At 44.1% G+C, this 20,662-nt stretch carries 20 protein-coding genes and 1 riboswitch; of the genes, 5 read left to right on the top strand and 15 right to left on the bottom strand.

Going from position 1 to position 20,662, the window contains the following annotated elements:
* The first annotated feature begins 198 nt into the window (after positions 1 to 198).
* Positions 199 to 1,791: a phosphoglycerate dehydrogenase gene (serA, locus tag CA598_RS09545; protein ID WP_042190237.1), complete on the top strand. Its 1,593-nt coding sequence runs from the start codon at positions 199 to 201 to the stop codon at positions 1,789 to 1,791.
* 72 nt (positions 1,792 to 1,863) lie between these two features.
* Here serA and CA598_RS09540 read toward each other — a convergent pair whose 3' ends face one another.
* A complete protein-coding gene (locus CA598_RS09540) occupies positions 1,864 to 2,697 on the bottom strand; it encodes an SDR family NAD(P)-dependent oxidoreductase (protein ID WP_094876374.1) in 834 nt (277 codons plus the stop codon).
* A 173-nt stretch (positions 2,698 to 2,870) separates the two neighbouring features.
* Here CA598_RS09540 and CA598_RS09535 point away from each other — a divergent pair, with 173 nt between their 5' ends.
* The 4 genes from CA598_RS09535 to CA598_RS09520 all read left to right on the top strand — a co-directional run bounded on the left by CA598_RS09535 (position 2,871) and on the right by CA598_RS09520 (position 7,663).
* Positions 2,871 to 3,827, top strand: coding sequence for a helix-turn-helix transcriptional regulator (locus tag CA598_RS09535; protein WP_094876373.1), 957 nt, complete (start codon positions 2,871 to 2,873; stop codon positions 3,825 to 3,827).
* A gap of 122 nt (positions 3,828 to 3,949) precedes the next feature.
* Positions 3,950 to 5,200: a methyl-accepting chemotaxis protein gene (locus tag CA598_RS09530; RefSeq protein WP_094870082.1), complete on the top strand. Its 1,251-nt coding sequence runs from the start codon at positions 3,950 to 3,952 to the stop codon at positions 5,198 to 5,200.
* Between the two features lie 190 nt (positions 5,201 to 5,390).
* A riboswitch (cyclic di-GMP riboswitch) is annotated at positions 5,391 to 5,486 on the top strand.
* A gap of 157 nt (positions 5,487 to 5,643) precedes the next feature.
* Positions 5,644 to 7,284, top strand: a complete 1,641-nt coding sequence (locus CA598_RS09525; RefSeq protein ID WP_094870083.1) for a thiamine pyrophosphate-binding protein — start codon at positions 5,644 to 5,646, stop codon at positions 7,282 to 7,284.
* A 10-nt stretch (positions 7,285 to 7,294) separates the two neighbouring features.
* Positions 7,295 to 7,663, top strand: coding sequence for a carboxymuconolactone decarboxylase family protein (locus tag CA598_RS09520; protein WP_094870084.1), 369 nt, complete (start codon positions 7,295 to 7,297; stop codon positions 7,661 to 7,663).
* 222 nt (positions 7,664 to 7,885) lie between these two features.
* Here CA598_RS09520 and CA598_RS32235 read toward each other — a convergent pair whose 3' ends face one another.
* The 14 genes from CA598_RS32235 to CA598_RS09455 all read right to left on the bottom strand — a co-directional run bounded on the left by CA598_RS32235 (position 7,886) and on the right by CA598_RS09455 (position 20,584).
* Entirely contained in the window at positions 7,886 to 8,035 is a 150-nt protein-coding gene (locus tag CA598_RS32235) for a helix-hairpin-helix domain-containing protein (protein WP_179283631.1), read from the bottom strand.
* A 14-nt stretch (positions 8,036 to 8,049) separates the two neighbouring features.
* Positions 8,050 to 9,543 carry a glycerol kinase GlpK gene (gene glpK / locus CA598_RS09515; RefSeq protein WP_218832591.1) on the bottom strand — a complete coding sequence of 498 codons (1,494 nt, stop codon included), beginning with the start codon at positions 9,541 to 9,543 and terminating at the stop codon, positions 8,050 to 8,052.
* 118 nt (positions 9,544 to 9,661) lie between these two features.
* Positions 9,662 to 11,098 (bottom strand): ATP-binding protein, encoded by a 1,437-nt coding sequence (locus CA598_RS09510; RefSeq protein ID WP_094876371.1) that lies wholly within the window; start codon positions 11,096 to 11,098, stop codon positions 9,662 to 9,664.
* Positions 11,099 to 11,815, bottom strand: coding sequence for a response regulator transcription factor (locus CA598_RS09505; RefSeq protein WP_036676174.1), 717 nt, complete (start codon positions 11,813 to 11,815; stop codon positions 11,099 to 11,101). It lies immediately after the preceding gene.
* A 77-nt stretch (positions 11,816 to 11,892) separates the two neighbouring features.
* Positions 11,893 to 13,155: a cytochrome c biogenesis protein CcsA gene (ccsA, locus tag CA598_RS09500; protein WP_094870088.1), complete on the bottom strand. Its 1,263-nt coding sequence runs from the start codon at positions 13,153 to 13,155 to the stop codon at positions 11,893 to 11,895.
* Positions 13,152 to 14,837 carry a cytochrome c biogenesis protein ResB gene (gene resB, locus CA598_RS09495; RefSeq protein WP_094876370.1) on the bottom strand — a complete coding sequence of 562 codons (1,686 nt, stop codon included), beginning with the start codon at positions 14,835 to 14,837 and terminating at the stop codon, positions 13,152 to 13,154. Before resB ends, ccsA begins: the two co-directional genes overlap by 4 nt.
* Positions 14,837 to 15,358 (bottom strand): redoxin domain-containing protein, encoded by a 522-nt coding sequence (locus CA598_RS09490; RefSeq protein ID WP_094870090.1) that lies wholly within the window; start codon positions 15,356 to 15,358, stop codon positions 14,837 to 14,839. The genes resB and CA598_RS09490 overlap by 1 nt, the downstream gene beginning before the upstream one ends.
* Before the next feature lie 120 nt (positions 15,359 to 15,478).
* On the bottom strand, positions 15,479 to 16,237 hold the full coding sequence (locus CA598_RS09485; RefSeq protein ID WP_094870091.1) for a pseudouridine synthase: 759 nt from the start codon (positions 16,235 to 16,237) through the stop codon (positions 15,479 to 15,481).
* 20 nt (positions 16,238 to 16,257) lie between these two features.
* Positions 16,258 to 16,602 (bottom strand): peptidoglycan recognition protein family protein, encoded by a 345-nt coding sequence (locus CA598_RS09480; protein WP_094876369.1) that lies wholly within the window; start codon positions 16,600 to 16,602, stop codon positions 16,258 to 16,260.
* A gap of 66 nt (positions 16,603 to 16,668) precedes the next feature.
* Positions 16,669 to 17,157, bottom strand: coding sequence for a spore maturation protein (locus tag CA598_RS09475; RefSeq protein WP_042190265.1), 489 nt, complete (start codon positions 17,155 to 17,157; stop codon positions 16,669 to 16,671).
* A gap of 52 nt (positions 17,158 to 17,209) precedes the next feature.
* Entirely contained in the window at positions 17,210 to 17,875 is a 666-nt protein-coding gene (locus tag CA598_RS09470) for a nucleoside recognition domain-containing protein (protein ID WP_094876368.1), read from the bottom strand.
* 35 nt (positions 17,876 to 17,910) lie between these two features.
* Positions 17,911 to 19,110 carry a D-alanyl-D-alanine carboxypeptidase family protein gene (locus CA598_RS09465; RefSeq protein WP_094876367.1) on the bottom strand — a complete coding sequence of 400 codons (1,200 nt, stop codon included), beginning with the start codon at positions 19,108 to 19,110 and terminating at the stop codon, positions 17,911 to 17,913.
* Between the two features lie 166 nt (positions 19,111 to 19,276).
* On the bottom strand, positions 19,277 to 19,786 hold the full coding sequence (gene ytfJ / locus CA598_RS09460) for a GerW family sporulation protein (RefSeq protein ID WP_094876366.1): 510 nt from the start codon (positions 19,784 to 19,786) through the stop codon (positions 19,277 to 19,279).
* Positions 19,787 to 19,870: 84 nt separating this feature from the next.
* On the bottom strand, positions 19,871 to 20,584 hold the full coding sequence (locus CA598_RS09455) for a DUF2953 domain-containing protein (protein WP_094870097.1): 714 nt from the start codon (positions 20,582 to 20,584) through the stop codon (positions 19,871 to 19,873).
* Between the last annotated feature and the right edge of the window lie 78 nt (positions 20,585 to 20,662).

Here is a 20,662-nt window from a genome sequence, read left to right as displayed (position 1 = left end):
AATCTATACTATCCTTTTGCCCAAAATTACCGATTCCGCGGCACTTCTGCACACAACTTCTTTTATGCGACACCGCGTTGATCTACTATTATCACATGTTTTTTCTCTACTAGTTCGTGAATCTTCAGGTATTGTGGATTGCCCAAAAAGGCGTCCTCGACATATAAAGCTTTTCAACTTTAAGGGGGATAAGAAACCATGTTTAAAGTATTAGTATCGGATCCAATCAGTGATTTGGGCATTCAGCAATTGATGGACGCAGAAGATGTAGTTGTTGACAAAAAAACAGGACTCAGCGAAGACGAACTCATTGCAATTATCGGTGAATACGATGGCCTCCTTGTCCGCAGTCAAACTACTGTAACAGACAAAATCATCGAAGCAGGAAAAAACCTAAAAGTAATTGGCCGTGCAGGTGTTGGTGTAGATAATATCAAACTCGATGCTGCAACAAAACGTGGTATTGTTGTAATCAATGCTCCTGATGGAAATACAATTACGACTTGTGAGCATGCTTTCGCAATGATGATGGCTCTAGCCCGTCATATTCCACAAGCTTATGCAAAAACAATTGGCGGAACCTGGGATAGAAAAACATTCGTTGGTGTAGAGCTTCGCGGCAAAACTTTAGGTGTACTCGGAATGGGCAGAATTGGTAGTGAAGTGGCTAAACGTGCTAAAGCATTCGGTATGGAAATTCTTGCTTTTGATCCTTTCCTAACAGCTGAACGTGCTGAAAAGATGGAAGTGAAATTGGCTTCCGTAGACGATGTTGTTCGCGGAGCAGACTTCATTACTGTGCACACTCCACTTACTCCGGAAACACGCCATATGATTTCTCGCCCACAATTCGAGGTGATGAAAAAGGGCATGCGCATCATCAACTGTGCCCGTGGTGGTGTAATTGATGAAATGGCGTTAGTAGAAGCTATAGATAGCGGTATCGTTGCTGGCGCCGCGTTTGATGTATTCGAAAAAGAGCCACCACAAGCGGATCACCCCTTCTTATCTCATCCAAAAATCATCGTGACGCCTCACCTTGGCGCTTCTACGATTGAGGCTCAAGAAAATGTGGCGATCGATGTTTCTGAACAAGTATTGCATATTCTGCGTAATGAACCGTTCATTAACGCGGTAAACATTCCTCCAGTGGCTCCAAGTGTAATGAATAAGCTTCAACCTTACTTCACGCTTGGGGAAAAACTGGGTAGCTTTGTTACCCAAATTGCAGCTGCTGCTATCCGTGAGATCCATGTGGAATACGCCGGTGATCTTTCGGATGTAGATACCCAACCACTAACCCGCTACATTGTAAAAGGCGTGCTCTCCCGCCACTTTGCAGAGGACGTTAATATTGTAAATTCCATGCATTTAGCGAAAACACGAGATGTGAACGTAGTAATAACTAAAGCTTCTAAAACAAAAGGTTTTACCAATCTGATTACTGTTACTCTAAAAGCTGATCGTGACCAAGAGTATCTTGTTGCCGGTACCCTGCTGCAAGGCTATGGAGAACGAATTGTTCAAGTGAATAAGTTCCCTGTTGATATTGCTCCTGAAGGTCATCAAATCTTTGTATCCCATAACGACAAAGTAGGGATTATCGGACTCGTGGGTACATTGCTTGGCGAGAATGATGTAAATATCGCATCCATGCAAGTAGGACGTAAAATTGTTGGAGGTGCTGCAATCATGCTGCTGACCGTTGACAAAGCTGTTCCTAAGCATGTCCTTGTGAAACTCGCTGGATTACCAGAAATTAATACTGCTGAAGAAATCATCCTTCTTTAATCTATAATATAGAAAGGCCATTCCAGAACGTACTGGAATGGCCTTTCTTTAATTTAACGAATCTTTTTCTTCCTATATTATGAACGAAGGGATTATCCTTCCATCAATATCAGTAAAGCCATACTTTTCAGCAAGCTTTCCAACCACCTGCGGCTCACCGGACATAGAGATAACCTCTGGATCAGCGGCTAGTGCAGTCACTGCTCGACCAATATATCTCGTCGATTCGCTCATTTTCAGTTCCTCAACTTCTTGCCAATGTTCCTCATCTGTATTCATGGTTTCTAGAACCGCTTCTGTTCTCATCCATCCAGGTGAAAGTGGAATAACCGCAATACCGTCATCCTTTAACTCCTTCGACAATCCGAAAGCCATACGTAAAAGTGCATTTTTAGAAAGATCATAATAAAAGTTGCCTAAATATTTATAATGATCCCAGAAGGTTGTATGGATAATTAGACCACCAGTTTTTGCCTTGCGCATGAAGGGGATTGCGTAATAATTTGTGATCATTTGTGCTCTCACACCGGCATTAAACATATTGTCCCAATGAGCTGTAGGTAACTCCCAAAAAGGCTTCTGCTCAATAGTTAAATCATTGCCTCCCCATACATTGTTAACTAAGATATCGAGTCGCCCCTTCTCTTCAGCGATTTGACGGATCACTGCTTCTGTTTCCTGATCCTTCGTATGGTCACATCGTATTACCGCACCAGAACCCCCACTCTCTTTTATTTCTCTAAGTACACTATCTATACTCCCCTTAGTATGTTCTGTGGCGGATATATCTGTGGTCCTCCCTGTAATATAGACAAAAGCGCCTCTTCTTGCTAATTCTAAAGCGATTCCCCTCCCTGCACCTCTGCTGCTCCCGGTAACCAAAGCGACCTTCCCTTTCAATGTCATAGCCCTCAACCCTTTCCACATAAATTCGGATTTCAATATTCTGTGATCATTCCTTACGTTTTATAAGTATAGCCCGTATATATGACATCAACTGACATATATAATATAATCATGATTTAGAAAAGATTAATGGTGATCGTCCAATAATTAATTCGAGGAGGCACAATAGCCTAATGAGAGCCGACCGTTTGTTATCTATATTGCTTCTGTTACAAAATCGCGGAAAAATGACTTCTAGAGAACTGGCCCAAATACTCGAGATATCAGAACGAACTGTGTTTCGTGATATGGAAGCATTAAGTGCTTCAGGGATACCCATTTTAGCTGAACGTGGCCGTGAAGGAGGCTGGATGCTTACTGAAGGGTACCGAACCTCCCTAACGGGAATGAAGCCACAAGAGATTGGTTCACTGCTTCTGTCCACTGACGCATCTATATTGAAGGATCTGGGGATACAAGACGATTTCTCTTCCGCTATTCTCAAACTAGAAGCTGCATCCTCACACCGAACTAGTAACCCAGCACATCACCTAAGCGAGCGTATTCATATTGATGGTGCTAGTTGGCATCCTTCAGATGAGACTTATCCGTTCCTTTCTGTACTGCAGGGAGCACTTTGGGAGGACCGTAAAGTTAAAATCACTTATCTCCGGAGTAATGAGACTACAGTCCGTTTCATTGATCCTCTTGGGTTGGTTGCAAAACGCGGTGTATGGTATGTCGTAGCCAAAAGCGAGGATGAACTAAGAACCTTTCGTGTGTCCAGATTAGTTAACGTTGAGGAGACTCATGAGGGGTTTAAAAGACCTGATGACTTTGATTTAAAACAGTACTGGGAAGAGTCCACCATGGCCTTTAAAGCAGCACTGCCAAAGTATCAAGTAAAGCTAAGGGTTAGAACATCTGTCTTAAAAGAATTACAGCGAGAAAGATTCGTCTCTGTCCAATTGATAGAGCCAACCAGCAATGCAGAGTGGGTGAACGTAGATGCCGAATTTAATACGATCGAGTCTGCCTGCCGGATAATCCTTTCTTTTAGTCCCTCAGTTATTGTACTTTCACCACAAGAACTTTTAGAGATGGTAAAGTCTGCTATCACAAAAATTTCCGCTATTTATGAGGATTTTTGACACGAAATCTAAAGAACTGCTCCTAAAAGAAGATTTATGTCAGTTCTTACTATAGACCAATCACCTTTAAATCCCATATAATAACACCAATACATAATATTAATAAGGAGGACATTATACCAATGAACTGGATGCATAAACTTCCGTTAAAACAAAGAATTGTTGCCGGATGTTATCTCATTGCCGCACTATTTGCCATTCCTGTTTTAGTTACTTTTATGATCTTAGGCAACATTATTTTGGGTATTGTTCTAATCGTTGTTCTTGCTGCTTTAACTTTACCCGTGGCCCGCTTTATCGAGAGAACGCTTACATCTTCTTTTGATGACATCGCGAATGTATCTCATAGTATTTCTAAAGGGGATTTTACTAGTAGAGCTGACGAGAACGGGTCTATGGGGGACGTAAGTCGTTCCTTTAATACTATGATTGACAAGCTCAAGAAGATTTTGACAGAAGCATCGCAGATCACGCGCCAGGTTATGGATGCAAGCCGTGGAATCGAAGATAAGAATCAGAACTTGAAAATTGTCATGGCACAGGTAGCCTCTTCGTCAAATGAGCTAGCTCTTGGGGCAAATGAAATATCTACGGATATCGCTGAAATGACAGAATCTATTAAAGATATTGAGAATAAAGTCTCCAATTATACGAACTCAACGAAAGAAATGAACAGACGTTCAATACATACATTAGAACTAGTTGAACAAGGGCGCCAATCCGTAGATACTCAAGCTGAAGGCATGCGCAAAAACATCCAGGCTACTCAAAAAGTAGCGGATACTATCGAGGCCTTGTCTCATAATGCTCGCGGAATAACGATGATCACAAAGACCATCACTGAGATCGCTGAACAGACTAACCTGTTATCGCTGAATGCCTCCATCGAAGCAGCACGTGCCGGAGAACATGGTCGAGGATTTGCAGTAGTCGCACAGGAGGTCCGTAAGCTTGCCGAAGAATCAACGGCTTCAACAAAGGAAGTCTTTGGTTTAGTTCGGAGCATTGAAACTGATATTAAACAAGCGATTGACAATATCGCTATCAACGAAGAAGTCGTACAGGTACAGAATGAGATGATCACTCAATCTGCTCATATCTTTGCTCAAATTGTACAAAGTGTGCAGTATATTACCGAGCAGATCTCTTCCTTCTCTTCTGAAAGTGATCTTATGCTGGAAAGTGCCTTGAAAATCTCAGGTGCAATAGAAAATATATCTGCAATCACTCAGGAAACTGCTGCTGGCACCGAAGAAGTATCGGCTGCAATGAATGAACAAATTAATGCCCTGCAGTCCGTCGCAGAAGAAACTGAGAAAATGACACAAGCCGTATTTAATCTACAGAAAACGATCCATATCTTCAAGTTTTAAACAACTTGCATAACGAATAAACCAAGCCATAAACCGTCCTCTAAGTTTGTCTTAGGGGACGGTTTATTTTCTATTATTTCATAGGTTTGACAAGACTTTCGTCAAAATTCGAGTTAATTTGCGATAATATATTGACAAAGGATGATCCCAAGGAATATATTGTAAAGGAAAATTCTTCTTATAAATTTTAAATTAATATAGGCAAAATCTTCGAAAGAGGATGACGCAAAACCATGGATCTACAGCCTCATTTTTACTCTGAGGCCATGATTGCCAGGTTGCTAAGGACCCGGGACGGCTGAACTATTGTTCAGTCTTTACGGCGATTTACGCCACCAACCTGTGCCCTTTTTCGGAGCACAGGTTTTCTATTTTTGAGTTTATTGATCAATCAGATCACTTCGAAAGATCAATAACATAATAAATATTAATCAACTTGTGAGGTGTATCTTTTGAAGACAGTCGCAGATTATATGGCGGAAGCACTACGTAACCTCGGAGTGACCCATTCTTTTGGGATCATTGGTAAATCGATTTGTCCCGTAGTTCTTAAGATGGTAGACTATGGTATTGAATTTATTCCAGGGAGACATGAATCCAGCTCCGGATTCGCAGCAGCTGGATACGCGCTGAAAACTGGTAATCTAGGCGTAGCATTTGGTACTTCTGGTCCAGGCGGAACTAACCTGCTTACAGCAGCAGCACATGCGAAAGCCAACAACTTGCCAGTGCTGTTTATTACGGGCCACCAATCTATTAAAGAGCTTGGAATCCCCCAATGTCAGGACTCTTCCTCTTACTTAGCTGATTTAGCGGAGATGTTCAGACCTGCCACCTTGTTCAGTAAACTTATTGAACGCGGTGATCACTTTAGTACTATTTTTAATCATGCGATTTCAATTGCTCTTAACCAACGTGGGCCTGTTCATCTTTGTGTGCCGTTTGATGTACAGACAGAAGGATTGGAAGAGTGCAATATTGTAATTCCCGAACGCGAATCTCTAGTAAGTCTAGCGAATATCGACAGAGTAGTTGATGCTATCAATGCCTCAAAGAATCCTTTGATTATTGCGGGTAAAGGGGTCAATCGATCTGGGGCGCATAGCCAGCTTATTCAGCTCGCTGAAACTTTTAATATACCAGTAGTAACATCACCTGGTGGTAAAGGGGCTATGGTTTGGGATCACCCACTCTATCATGGTCCTATTGGTGTTGGAGGTTGCACCCACGGGGATGACCTGTTGAATAAAAGTGATCTATTTATAGTTCTAGGATCACGATTAAGTGATATGACCGTCTGTAACCTAAAACGGGAGAATCACCCGACAACATTAATTCAATTTGATATTGATCCGACCTTTGTTGGAAAAATCTTGTTCTCCAAAACGATACCAGTCACTGGTGATCTACGTGATAACCTAGTGTGCTACCTAAATCATATTGATCCTAATCATATTACTAAACGTGAAGCTATCCCTTATGTAGATTATTCAGAAGAGCTTCCCAGTCTGAAGAATCTTTCCCTTGCGTCTATTATGAGCACGATGAGTGATCTGATTCCTGACAATAATACAGTATTTGTTGATGACGGCAGTCATGGATTCAATGCTGCTAAATGGTACAAGGTTAAGAAACCAGGCAGTTTTGTATTTGATGCTTATTTTGCTTGCATGGGTAATTCTATCGGTATGGCTATTGGTGCAAAGGTTGCAGCTCCTGAAGAAACTGTCTTCTGTATTACAGGTGATGGCTGTTTTATGATGCTAGGTACAGAAATAAACACCGCCGTCTGCAAAGATATCCCTGTCATCTTTATCGTAGTAAATAATAAGCAACTCGATATGGCGCTTAAAGGGATGGAAAAAACTACTGGCCGTATTGATGGAACGATATACGAAGTCCCAATGGACGTTGTGAAATTTGCCGAGTCTCTAGGAGCGACAGGCTATAAGTGTGAGACTGCGGAACAATTCTCGACTGCAATTAAGGACGCCGTTGCTCTTAACCGTGTTGCAGTTATTGAATTATTAACAGACCGTGATGAAGTCCCTCCGACTGCACACCGTACTTTGAACCTAAATTAGGAGGCTCACTATGAAAGATAATGTTAACAGTGGTCTGAACCACTTCACGAATCTCTCAGGAGACTATGGCGCTAAAGCACTAGCTCCGATTAAGGAACATTTCCCTGACTTGGCAGAATTCATCATGGGTAATGCGTATGGAGATATTTTTCAACGCAATACCATTGAAGCTGACTGGAAGGAAGTCTCTGTTATTTCTGCTCTAATTGCAATGGGCCAGTTCGATCAATTAGGAGTTCATTATGTTATGGCTCTTCGTGTAGGAGTTACTGTAGAACAGCTCAAAGGCATTCTACTACACTTAGTACCCGCTATAGGGGCACCTAGAATCATCACAGCCTTTAATATTCTTCTTGAAACCATAGAAGAGATCCAATAAATAATAATTCGACATAAATATACACATTTCGTCTTTATTATTGTGATTTAAGAAGATAGATTACTATAGGAAAGATCGAACGTGGAGATAAAGTTCTGTCCTGGACAGTGGGCGCTGGATGGAAAAATGTAACATTTGTTATTGAATATCAAGCGTTACAACATAAAAAGCGGCAGGCCAAGGATTAACCTTAGCTTGCCGCTTTTTATGTTGATCTGGTCTTTAGGACTCGCCAGCAAAGGATAACCCCTTTTCAGTTAGCGCACGCCGTATTTCATCAAGCCCTTTTGGTCCCATCCCATGGAGTGCCCGAAGTACAGGCTTTGAAAGTCCACTCGGTAGATCAGATTCTGTTCCGTTAACCATGGACATATACATCTCCCTGATTACTGATATCTTTCATGTTTTTCCCAACCCATGGTACGCGCTACAGCGTCTTTCCAGGCGTTGTAACGTCGTTCACGCTCATCTATACCCATTTCAGGTGAAAAAACCCTCTCAGCTTTGTTAAAGCTTTCTAGTTGTTCTCTTGTCCAGACTCCTGAGGTTAATCCAGCCAGAAGTGCTGCCCCCAGCGCAGTCGTCTCCGCATATGTAGTTCGAGTCACTTCACTCCCGAGGATATCAGACTGGAACTGCATCAGCAAATCATTACGAACAGCTCCCCCATCTACACGAAGTCCGGTCAATGGCATGCCTGCGTCTTTTTCCATCGCCCCAATTACATCTCTAGACTGAAATGCTAGCGACTCTAACGTTGCTCGTACCAAATGTGCCGAGGTCGTCCCTCTTGTCAGACCGAAGACTGCTCCACGTGCGTACATATCCCAATAAGGTGCACCTAGTCCAGTAAAAGCAGGAACGACCACAACCCCTTCGCTGTCCTCCACTTCCCGCGCTTTGTCTTCTGAGCCTGCTGGCTCCGCTATGAGGCCTAGCCCCTCCTGAAGCCATTGTACAGCCGCTCCGGCTACAAACACACTGCCCTCGAGTGCATAGTAGAGTTCATCCCCCATTCCCCAAGCTACAGTGGTCAACAATCCATGACTGGAGACTACAGCTTCTGTACCTGTATTCATTAGAATAAAGCATCCAGTTCCATATGTGTTTTTGGCACTTCCGGGTTCAAGACAAGTATGTCCAAACAAAGCAGCCTGCTGATCTCCCAATACAGAGTGAATAGGTATTTCTGCCCCGAACCACTGCGCATCTGCTGCTCCAAATTCACTACCGGACATTCTCACTTCCGGCAGGATGGAGCGGGGTACACCAAGCTCTTCCATCAGCTCTTCGTCCCAGCAGCGCTTATGTAGATTATATAGCATTGTACGCGAAGCATTAGTTACATCAGTAGCATGTACAGCTCCACCAGTAAGCTTCCAGATAAGCCAGCTGTCTACGGTCCCAGCTAGTAGCTCGCCATTATTCCCCCGCTCTCGTGCGCCGTCCACATGATCAAGAATCCAGGAGAATTTAGTTGCAGAAAAATAAGCATCCACAACGAGTCCAGTCTTGCTAGCAATGAGTCCCTCTAATCCCCTATTCTTGATCTCTTCACACAGCTCTGCAGTACGTCTGTCCTGCCACACAATCGCAGGATAAATCGGCTTACCCGTTGCTCTATCCCAGATTAGGGCCGTTTCCCTCTGATTTGTAATTCCAATAGAAGATATTTCCTGAGGTGTTATCCCGCCCCGAGTAATCGCATCTCTTGCAGCTGCAAGCTGTGACGCCCAAATTTGCTCTGGGTCATGTTCCACCCAGCCAGGGTGTGGGAAAGATTGTTTAACCTCGTATTGCCCTTGTGAGACGATTCTAGCGTCCTTATCGAACACTATGGCTCGTGAACTAGTAGTCCCTTGGTCTAAAGATAAAATCATTTGCTGGCCTCCCAAGCATAAACAATGAGATATGTTCCACGATGAACAAGATTAATGTGTTTGTTTCAACAAAAAGCACCTCTGCTGTCAGAGGCGCTATCACACATTGTGTTTGGAATTACTGTTTTTCGACAGGAAGTCTTAGGGTAAAGGTTGTACTTTCGCCCAACTTACTGGAAGCTGAAATGGTTCCGTGATGCGACTCAACAATATTTTTAACAATCGCAAGCCCAAGTCCCGTTCCACCTGATTCTCCCCGTACACGTGCCTTATCGGCTTTGTAGAAACGATCAAATATATACGGCAGATCTTCCTGCGGAATGCCGACGCCTTCATCCTGAATTTTAATTTCAAAATAGCAACGCCCTTCTAAGACACAAGTTCCTGTATGAACTGTGATCTTCTTGCCACCCTGCGTATGACGAAAAGCATTATCGAGCAAATTGGTTAAGACCTGCTCAAGCTTATCTTCATCCGCCGCTTTAAGAACAAGAACATCGCTGTCTTTATTTAGCTGCAGATGAATATCACGCTCTTTCGCACGTACGGAAAATTTGCGATACACTCGTTCCAGCAGTTCGTTCACATCTACTTCTGCCTTCAACATATCCGTATGTCCAGCTTCCATTCGCGCAAGGTCGAGCAGATCCTTTACAAGACGTCCCATACGGAGTGATTCATCATGAATGACCTGAATCAGTTCACTGCTTTCCTCTGGTGAAGAAGCCATACCGTCAAGTAAAGCCTCACTATAACCTTGCATCATCGATAACGGAGTCCGAATCTCATGAGAAACATTTGCCACGAAGTCACGGCGCATTTTCTCGAGCCGTACCTCTTCAGTCACATCACGCAGAACAGCAACCACCCCACGAATGCTTCCTTCAGAGTATAAAGGTGCCATATGCACTGACCACACGCCCTGCCGGACATGTACATTCGAGCGCTCATCGCCGCCTTGCTTCAACGTGCTCAAAAATAAAGGACGCAGGGGAGGTGGAACATTACTCTCAGCCGTTTCCGTATGAGGTTCAATGTCGCTCTCTTGTTCCCACTCTAAATCGCTCCAGCTCTCAAGTAGCGATTGACCATGCGGATTGGTCAGAATAATCTGGCCTAGGGTATCAAAGGTGATTACAGCATCACTCATGCTACGCAATACACTGGATAGATGACCCTTTTCATGGTGCAGACTGCGAATATTCTCTTCCAACTCCTCAGCCATATGGTTAAAGGAAGTTGCCAATTGGCCAATTTCATCGCTTGTGACAAGCGTCAGCCTTGTTCCGTATTCACCACGTCGAATGTTGTTTGCAGCCTCGATGACACGTTGCATCGGTTGAGTGATCTTGGTGAACAAGAACAATGCGAAGAATGTCGTCAAGGAAAATCCGATCATGCACGTATACATAAATAAACGTTTGATATCGCCGGAATTAGCAAAGTTGCTGTCGATATAGGGAAGTAGAAACAACCCGAGTGTAATCAGCACGACAGCGACCAGGCAGATGATCGTGACCCACAGCTTGCCGACAAGACTTCTCCAGAAGTTCACTTATTTAGGTACCTCAAGTTTATAACCTACACCCCATACAGTTGTAATCATCGCCGCGGATTCCGGTGAAACCTTATTCAGTTTTTCACGAAGACGCTTAACATGGGTATCGACTGTACGCAAATCTCCGAAAAACTCATAATTCCAAACATCTTTAAGCAGTTCTTCACGAGAGAACACTTTATCCGGTGAAATCGCCAAATAATGCAGCAGTTCGTATTCTTTCGGTGTCAGACTCACTTCTTCACCACCAGCAGTAACCCGGTGTGCGTCATGCTCAATAATAAGATGAGTGAATACAATGTTATTACTGGAGTTGCTCTCTTTGGACAAAAATGCGGTTGCCGAAGAACGGCGCATAATAGCCTTCACGCGATAAATCACTTCGCGAGGGCTAAATGGCTTCACGACATAATCATCCGCGCCCATTTCAAAGCCCTGTACACGATTAATCTCTTCACCTTTAGCTGTAAGCATTAAGACAGGTGTCGACTTGACCCCTCTGAGTCGGGTCAGCACTTCCATTCCATCAATGCCAGGCAGCATAACATCCAGCAAAATTAGACCGTAGTCATTTGCTGTTGCTTTACGAAGAGCAATTTCGCCATCTTCAGCTTCGTCGATTTCATAACCTTCTTTTTCAAGATACATCTTTAGCAGGCGGCGAATGCGTTCCTCATCATCCACTACCAGAATTCTGTTTAAATGATCTGCCATTTCACAACAACCCCTTCATCAAATACAGTAGAACGTAACCTTAAATCCATTGTGCTGTGTTAGCAGGTAAACTATGCTCAGTCCGTCCCCGCATAAGAATGAAGTCCGGCGATGACTAGATTAACGCCAACTAAGGTAAACATTACGACCAAAAAACCTAGAACGGCAAGCCAGGCAGATTTTCGCCCTTGCCATCCACGAGCCAATCGTAAATGAAGATAAGCACTATAGAAGAGCCAAGTAACGAGTGCCCAGACTTCTTTGGGGTCCCATCCCCAGAATCTTCCCCAGGCTATTTGCGCCCATATCATTGCAAAAATCAAAGCGCCTAATGTAAAAATAGGAAAGCCAATGGCTATCGCCCTATACGTTATCTCATCTAGATCGCCTTCATCAATCCCCTCCATAACCGGGTGAATCGCTGCGCCTAGCGGCTTGCGTACGATCAAGCGAAGAATTCCGTAAAGGAGTAATCCGGAAAGAATCGACCAGATTACAGTATTAAACTTCCGGCCAGCATTCACACCATTCATCCATGAAGGAGCTTCAAAGAGAGGTTCTTTCATGCCAAGAAACGACTGGAAGCTTTCAATTTCGCTATTGTGAGGAGCCACAATCGGCGGCATTCGATAACTCACTTTCTCTATTGTACTATTTTCCTGCCCTGCGCTGTCAATCGTAACGTTGTGACGAACAAAAACAGTCTCATAACCTGCTCCGCGGAAAGCAAAAACTGAACCCAGAAACCCAATTATAACAATGATTGAAAAGAGAGTAAATTCAATCAGTCTCTGTTGCTTACGATCTGCCTTCTCTTTACTTGCAAAATTAACAGTCCGCAGCAGATACATCAGCCCTGCCGCAAATCCTACCGCGAAAAAGGATTCACCCAGTGCTGCCAGTGTTACGTGGATCTTGAGATAGTTCGATTGCAGGGATGGAATTAACGGCTGAACCTCCTGTGGAAATACAGCTGCGTACGCCATCACAATAATGCTAATTGGAACTGCAAACAGACCGAGAATAACTTTGCGATAGATCGCGTATATCACTGTAAAGGCTACCATAACCATCATGGATAAGAAAGTCATGAACTCATACATATTGCTGACTGGAATATGTCCTGCACCAAACCAACGTGTAAAGAAATAAATAAGATGAAAGATAAGACCTATAGAAGAAACAATAAAAGCTATTTTACCCCATCGAGCAGTATGTTCCTCTGGCTTGCGGCCCGACCACTTGCGACCCATGATAGCGATAGTGAATAACATAAACGACCCGCTGTATAATAAGAATGCGGCAATAAAGACAGCGCTGCTGATATCGAGCAAGCTCATGTTAGGCCTCCTCCATTATCTATTGATTTTTCATCGACTACCATATCTACTTTTTCTAAAATAGAAACGATCTCACGACGGAAACCGAACCAATTCTTGTTCGTATGTCCTCCGAGGATTAGCTCTCCGTTTACAACGGTAAGCCAGATGCGTCTATGCTGCCAGTAGAATCCAAGGACTAAACCCAGCATCACGATTGCTGCACCTAACCATACAAAAGGCATTGCACGATCAATACGTATATTCAAGTATGTAGTCGATTCCGAAAAATCAACATCGCTCATGTTGTCCACTTCAAGCTCAAGAAATCTATTGCTGCCACCAAGCTTATCGTTAATAGCCACCTGCTGAAACTGAGACTTATCCACCTGCTTAGGAAAATAGAAGTACTGCTGCCCTTCTGCTGGCAAATCCGGTCCTTGAATCAAGAATAAGAATGCTGGTGCATTCGGATAAGGTGACTTAGATATCGGCTGACCATCCTCATTGAGTCCAAAATCCATATACTTCTCTTTTAAAGTCATCGTATAGGGTCCCGCTGTAATTGTACGCTGCGGATTCTTCATGTCCAGTTTAAATTTACCGTACGACCCCCCAGTGGTGGAGTTCTTAAGCACTGGCTGTACAGAACGCAGTACAGGTGTTAGATCATAATCAAACTGATACGCTTTCAATCCTTTATAATCCAAAGGTGAGTTTACTTGGATATCATGTGTTGTCACCTCGGTAAGCTGCGGTTCCTTAGTAGGATCTGCGCAATCCGCGGTACATTTATATAGCACTGCTTTAGTTTGGAATAATTTGGGAAGGATTTTTTTGCCCCGAAACTCCTCAGGCATCTCTTCATCTGTGTAGAACTCTACGGTGAATTTCTCGTTTTTCAAATAGTAGGTGGTATCCGGAATCTGTGTAATCTCCCCTTGCGGGAAAGCAAGATGCTGATCCATGTTGAGACCCGGCAATCCTCTTGCCAGTACAGCAAGTAAAAAAATAATCAAACCAATATGTATTACGTAAGGTCCCCAGCGGCTGAAGCGGTGTTTCTCTGCCAGCAGCGCTCCTCCATCCGTCTTGACTCGGTAGCCCTTTTTACGCATAGGCTGAACCACCCGAGCAACCCAAGCTTCTGGTTCTTCATGCACTTCAGTAACTAGCACAGCCTTTTGCCGGATTAAGAACTGACGATGTTTCCGAATCTTCTGCCTAGTTAATGCCTTATACAGCGGAAGTACTCTGTCCAAACTACAAATGACTAATGAAGCGCCAATCATTACGAGTAGAGTCACAAACCACCAGGATTCGTATGTATGTGAAAGTCCAAGTTTATAGTAGATGTCCCCAGCTGTTCCGTACTCCTGCTTATAATAAGTCGATGCATCAATATTAAGAAAAGTACTCTCCTGTGGGAAAACGGTTCCCAGCATAGAGCCTAACAGTGTCAAAACGATAAGATAAATGGCTATTTTTACAGATGAAAAAAAGTTCCAAACTCGATCAATAATGCTTGGATTAACACGCTGCGAACGACGGGCTACACCATCATAACGCATTTCCAGATTCTCGCCCCAGTCCGATTCTTTGCCAAGCGGCTTTCCACATGCTTCACATAGAACAGTGCCTACAGGGTTCTGGTGGCCACATTCACATTTGGTATTGGTTATAAAAGCCTCGCGTTCACTCATCAATCCACCAGCTTCCCAATTTGATCATCTAGTGAATCTAAATCAAGCTGGCCAATATGAATGCTGTCAATTTTACCCTTTGCATTAATGAAAAAAGTAGTAGGGAGTGGAGAAATACCATAACTTCGTACAGCGTCTCGTCCCGTGTCCATCAAAATCGGAAAATCAATATCGACTTGCTTCACAAAATTTTCAACAGTCATCTGATCTTCACCTACGTTGATTCCAATAACGACTACATCTTTGTCCTTCCATTTTTCCCATTGTGCTTGGAGAGCCGGCATTTCTTTTACACAAGGCGTGCACCATGAGCCCCAGAAATTCAGCACAATAGTCTTACCCTTATACTCGTCTAATGTATGCCCCAGTCCATCAAGACCCAGCAAATCAATGGCAGGCGCTTTACTACCTTCCTCTGGTTTTCCGCTTCCACCAAATACAGAGGAACCAATTGCATAACCACCCACTAGAACGATTAGAAACAGAATTACGATTTGAATTGGTTTTCTCGCTTTACCCACATGTAAAGCCCCCTTCTGTGACGCAACTCATACTTATGTTGTAAGGTGTGAACATCCTATGAACATTATAGCGAATTTCGTCACAGCATTAGGGGGTTTAATTGTGAATATTGTGTGTCTTTATGACTCTTTACGTGGAGTTCTTTCTTTGAGTAATCCTGCTTTGGCAATTTGCTGCAGATGGTTAATTTCATCTTTGGTCAAATGACGGTAGGAGCCACGTTTAAGATTTTGCAGCATAATATCCCCGAAAGAAATCCGCTTCAGACGGATAACGGGGTGTGAAATCGCATCAAACATGCGTCGTACCTGACGGTTACGTCCCTCGTGAATCGTTATGCTGATTACTGCTTCTTTATTCGCTTCGTCAATATCCTTGTACTCCACCTCAGCAGGCGCTGTCATGCCATCCTCCAGCTTGATGCCGGCTTTTAGCTTGTCCAATGCGGTGCCATGCGGAATACCCTTGACCGTTGCATGATACGTCTTAGGTACATGATGCTTAGGATGGGTAAGCAAGTTAGCGAAATCTCCATCATTCGTTAACAGCAGCAGTCCTTCCGTATCGTAATCCAGACGGCCTACAGGGTAAACCCGTTCTGTAATTCCTTTAAGGTAGTCTGTTACAACCTTGCGACCCTTTGGATCGGAAGCACTTGTAATAACGCCTTTAGGTTTGTTGAACATAATATAGATTTTGTTCTCGCCCCGGATCAGTCTACCGGAGACTTTAATAATATCTGTTGCGGGGTCCACCTTCGTGCCAAGCGTAGTTACGAGTTCCCCGTTGACTTCCACTTTACCGGCCAAAATCATTTCTTCACACTTACGTCTGGACGCCACACCGGCCTGCGCCAAAATTTTCTGTAATCTTTCCATTTTCGACTAGTCACCTCAGATTAATGATAACCATCAGAGGGATAAATCACAAGTTCATTCCATGGAAAAAATGCTCCTGGGCAGTAATTATTGTGGGGTTCGATGATTAAAGGGGAGATTTGGTAGCGCTCTACCAGTTCTAAAATGAGTTTATCTGTGGCAAATAGCTGCTCTTTCTTTCCAGATAATGGAGGGGTGCCGTCCTCCCGGCTGAAATCACCTTCCAAGCAAATGTGAATATACTCCGGATCGGTCAGCAGCGGTGCTGCATAAATGGCTCCTTCAACACCAACCCAAAAATCAAAACCTTTGCCATTTATGGAAGTACAGCGAGACTGATGCAGGATAAAACCTTTATAGTTCATAGCGGATTGCCTCCCTCCACATTGCTGCAATAGCATATGTCGAGGGAGGTTTGAGGGTGACGCAGACTACCCAAAAAGCAGGAGGCAGACCGCGATCGCGGCGACGAAGCCAACGACATCGGAGAAGAGACCTACCTTAAGCGCATAACGGCCGTTACGCACACCTACAGCTCCAAAATAAACCGTTAATACATAAAGTGTTGTGTCCGTGCTGCCCTGTATGGTAGAGGCAATCATGCCGATTAGAGAGTCTGGTCCATGAACGCGAATCAGATCCGTGGTATAAGCAAGAGAGCCTGTCCCTGTGAGAGGCCGCAGAAGGCCTAGTGGCAGCACTTCTGGAGGTACACCAAGCCCCCTTAGCGCAGGAGATATGAATCCCATTAGGAAGTCGAGTGCGCCCGATGCGCGAAAGACGCTGATCGCTACAAGCATACCTACAAGATGAGGAATAATCGCGATTGCCGTACCAAATCCATCTTTTGCCCCTTCAACAAATGACTCATACACTGGGACTTTACGCGTAAAAGCATAGAGCGGGATGAACGTAATCATGACCGGAATCGCCCATGCCGATATGAGACTGATTAACTGGTACAAGTCATGTTCACCCTTTCAATGAAGAATTAGGCAGCGAAGTCTTCGCTATTGGAACAGAACCAGACTTGGCTGACGGCGGCTTTGGAGGTTTGCGCAACAATGTCATCCTTCGGAAAAAACGGTCCGCCGCAATCGCTGCAAGAGTCGCCACTGCTGTTGCAGCAAGGGTTGTGCCGACTATCCCCGCAGGATCTGTCGAATTATAATTCAATCGGATCGCAATTAGGGTCGCGGGAATCAGCGTAATACTTGCTGTGTTAAGCGCTAGCAAGGTACACATGGCTGGTGTGGCCGTTTCTTTATCCGGATTGAGCTTCTGCAGCTCCTGCATCGCCTTGATCCCCATAGGTGTAGCCGCATTGCCAAGTCCAAGCAAATTAGCGCTCATGTTGGAGAGAATATATCCGATTGCAGGATGACCCTTTGGCACATCTGGAAAGAGGAAGGCTACGATTGGCCCAAGAATCTTGGCTATTTTTTTAAGCAAACCAGCATCCTCTGCGATCCGCATGATTCCTAGCCAGAATACAAGTACACTTATTAAGCCGAAACTTACTGTAACCCCACTCTTGGCTCCGTCGAATACGGCGGCTGTAAATTCATCCATTCTGCCGTTAACGGCGGCGAACAGAAAACCGATGATGATCATTCCTAGCCAGATCCCGTTAATCATGGATACGCCTCCCTCTTCATTAATCAGCTAGCTGCTTACTTGGAACTTTCGCCCAATTTAAATAACGCCTTCAGTGCACTCCCTATAGCCTGAAACCAATTATCGGCAGGATAAGTTAACGCTTGCGTTGTACTATATTTTTTAGTATAAGCAGATTCCTCAGGAGGTAAGGACTCTCGTGTATACACTGGAACCCGGCCTATCTCCTTGCCACCGAGATCTAGAACCAGAACCCCTTGCAATCCAAAGTTCGATCTTGCCGCTTGAGCGGGTTCGGTAATCTTTTGATTTAAGACAAGTTTGGTGGTCACTCTATCCTGCTCGCCTGGTCCGAGCGGATAGGCAAATTTTTTAGCTGTCACGAAGTTATAACCGCTCACGGGGTCCCCGCGTTCGATCATTGTTTTTAGTGGGTAGTGATTAAACCCAAAGTTCAGCAGTGAGGCATGATCATTCCAGTCATCTCCATCATTTATGGTGACTGCGACAAGCTGCTGTCCGTTTCTGGTCGCAGAGCTGACAAGGCATCGTAGCGCTTTTTTGGTATACCCTGTCTTCACACCGTCAGCACCCTCATATAAGTACAGCATTTTATTCTTGTTTCTCCACTTGTAATCCCATTTCTCATTTGGATTGTCAGCAGTTTTCTCCTGCGTCTTCACGATTTGCTTAAATACAGGATTGTGAAGAGCATACGCCGTCAGTACAGCTAAGTCATTAGCACTCGAATAATGGCCTTCAGCATCTAGACCATGCGGATTAGCAAAATGAGTATTTTTTAATCCGAGCTCTTCAGCTTTATTGTTCATCAGGTATACAAACCCTTCTTCAGAACCGCCGATATGTTCAGCGATCGCTGTTGCCGCATCATTCCCTGAGCGCAGCATTAAACCATACAGCATATTTTCCAGCGTCATCTCTTCACCTTGCTGTAAATAAATAGAGGAGCCTTCTTTGGCGAAAGCATTTTTGCCAACTTTGACTTTTGAGGCTAAATCACCATTCTCAATAGCAACGAGGGCGGTCATTATTTTAGTCAGGCTGGCAATAAGCATAGGCTCATCTCCTCGACTGCTATACAAAATACGCCCGGATTCCACATCAATCAGCGCCGCTGCCCTTGCATGCGTAGATATGGAGCTGTTCTCCGCATGAATCAACGTTAGCGGTGTCAGAAACAGCAGCAAAATGCTCAGTAATAAGGCGATTGGAAATTTACGGGTTATTGTCTTCATATTTATCCTCCGGATTCTTATCGGTTCTTAAGTAGAGTGATTCATTTCATGCCTATGTTGTACAAGTGTATGCGGACCAGCCTTAGGGTATGTCCTCTCCACACAAAAAGGGACACCGCCTGATGTATGGCGATATCCCCGAGGCTATTTGAACAATTATGTGTATCTAATGTGTTGAAGATTGAGATGTACTTGGATCGGGTTTAGCAGGTGCTTGTGAGGCTTGAGCTGGTGGTTGTGAAGCTTGAGCAGCGGGTGTCCCAGCTTGGCTTGAGGAACTGCTGCTTTGGAACATCGTCTGGATTTTGTCGATGAGCCCTGGTGTAGCATCGATGATTTTCTCGAACAAATGTGTTTGATTGTCGAGTGGCACAATGTTCACCCCATCCTTACCAACCACTAGAAAAGCGATCGGTCTGATGGAAACCCCACCCCCGCTACCGCCACCAAAAGGAAGCATTTTGACGCCGCCTTGGGAGCTGGATCCACTTATAGAATCCTCCACTCGATAATCACTACCCCCTGCAGCAAACCCAAAAGCCACCTTACTGATCGGCAGAATAATACTACCATCAGGTGTTTGTACTGGATCTCCAACAATCGTATTAACATCTACCATACCCTTAATATTTTCCATCGCTGTTTGCATTAGGCCCTGAATAGGATGGTCGCTCATATTGTTTCCTCCTTTGATTGAGTACGATTACTCTTGCTTCTACAGCGCTTATCATCCCCACTTCCACACATTTGTATGTAACTTTCATTCTAAACTTTGCCCGTGAGGTTCCCTTCGCATCCGTTTTAGTAACTTTCTCCACTTACCGATTCCCCCCGACACTCGCAAGACACGTAGAAGTAGCCGCAATAATGCGTATAAGGTATAGGAAACGGACATTTTCCCCTCACATACCAACTCCATTGAAAAACTTGGCTCATCCTGAAAAACAGGCTTCACAAACACTCGTGGATTATGTTTCAATTTAACCCTCTGCGAAATAAACCCTACGATGCTCCATTTCAATCCCCAGGCGGCTCCTGATGCTATGGCTGTGTCTGCTGCATCACCTAGTGAGAAGTCCGTGGACCAGTCAAGCTTTGATATTTTGACATGAGATACGGTTTCCTTAAACCACTTCTTCAATCCACGTGTAGATCTCACTGCTAGCTGTATATTTTCCCGCCAGTGTTCTACTCTCTCTTTATCGAAATGCTCTTCCTTTACAGTATCGACACCTGTTGTTGCCGTACCCGTTTCTTTAAACTTCCCAATCACGCCTTGCTCCAATCCCTTAAAGACCAATCGGGGCAGCTCATAGTGGAGTTTGATCAGACCAAAAAGAGTTTTAACATCTAACTCGAGCAGATCATTTTTGTCATGTTTATAGCACCGGATGCGGAAATCAATAGATGAAGACAAAAGCAGAATCATTGCCACTACCAGCAATCCGAGGGGAATTCCAAGCCATAATGTCACGTATTTACCTCCAAGAAACCTTAATTATGGGAACCTTTGGTTTAGTATGGCAATTTATGCTGGAAAAAATTCGGGGTT

The sequence above is a fragment of the Paenibacillus sp. VTT E-133291 genome (assembly GCF_002264395.1).
In the GTDB taxonomy this organism is placed as follows: domain Bacteria; phylum Bacillota; class Bacilli; order Paenibacillales; family Paenibacillaceae; genus Paenibacillus_AQ; species Paenibacillus_AQ nitricinens.
This window is presented reverse-complemented; position numbering and strand designations above follow the sequence as displayed.

Excerpts from the sequence above, each read along its gene's own strand:
- serA (WP_042190237.1), top strand. The coding sequence starts at position 199 with ATGTTTAAAGTATTAGTATCGGATCCAATCAGTGATTTGGGCATTCAG.
- CA598_RS09540 (WP_094876374.1), bottom strand. The coding sequence starts at position 2,697 with ATGACATTGAAAGGGAAGGTCGCTTTGGTTACCGGGAGCAGCAGAGGT.
- CA598_RS09535 (WP_094876373.1), top strand. The coding sequence starts at position 2,871 with ATGAGAGCCGACCGTTTGTTATCTATATTGCTTCTGTTACAAAATCGC.
- CA598_RS09530 (WP_094870082.1), top strand. The coding sequence starts at position 3,950 with ATGAACTGGATGCATAAACTTCCGTTAAAACAAAGAATTGTTGCCGGA.
- CA598_RS09520 (WP_094870084.1), top strand. The coding sequence starts at position 7,295 with ATGAAAGATAATGTTAACAGTGGTCTGAACCACTTCACGAATCTCTCA.
- CA598_RS32235 (WP_179283631.1), bottom strand. The coding sequence starts at position 8,035 with ATGTCCATGGTTAACGGAACAGAATCTGATCTACCGAGTGGACTTTCA.
- glpK (WP_218832591.1), bottom strand. The coding sequence starts at position 9,543 with ATGATTTTATCTTTAGACCAAGGGACTACTAGTTCACGAGCCATAGTG.
- CA598_RS09505 (WP_036676174.1), bottom strand. The coding sequence starts at position 11,815 with ATGGCAGATCATTTAAACAGAATTCTGGTAGTGGATGATGAGGAACGC.
- ccsA (WP_094870088.1), bottom strand. The coding sequence starts at position 13,155 with ATGAGCTTGCTCGATATCAGCAGCGCTGTCTTTATTGCCGCATTCTTA.
- resB (WP_094876370.1), bottom strand. The coding sequence starts at position 14,837 with ATGAGTGAACGCGAGGCTTTTATAACCAATACCAAATGTGAATGTGGC.
- CA598_RS09485 (WP_094870091.1), bottom strand. The coding sequence starts at position 16,237 with ATGGAAAGATTACAGAAAATTTTGGCGCAGGCCGGTGTGGCGTCCAGA.
- CA598_RS09480 (WP_094876369.1), bottom strand. The coding sequence starts at position 16,602 with ATGAACTATAAAGGTTTTATCCTGCATCAGTCTCGCTGTACTTCCATA.
- CA598_RS09475 (WP_042190265.1), bottom strand. The coding sequence starts at position 17,157 with ATGATTACGTTCATCCCGCTCTATGCTTTTACGCGTAAAGTCCCAGTG.
- CA598_RS09470 (WP_094876368.1), bottom strand. The coding sequence starts at position 17,875 with ATGATTAACGGGATCTGGCTAGGAATGATCATCATCGGTTTTCTGTTC.
- CA598_RS09465 (WP_094876367.1), bottom strand. The coding sequence starts at position 19,110 with ATGAAGACAATAACCCGTAAATTTCCAATCGCCTTATTACTGAGCATT.
- ytfJ (WP_094876366.1), bottom strand. The coding sequence starts at position 19,786 with ATGAGCGACCATCCTATTCAGGGCCTAATGCAAACAGCGATGGAAAAT.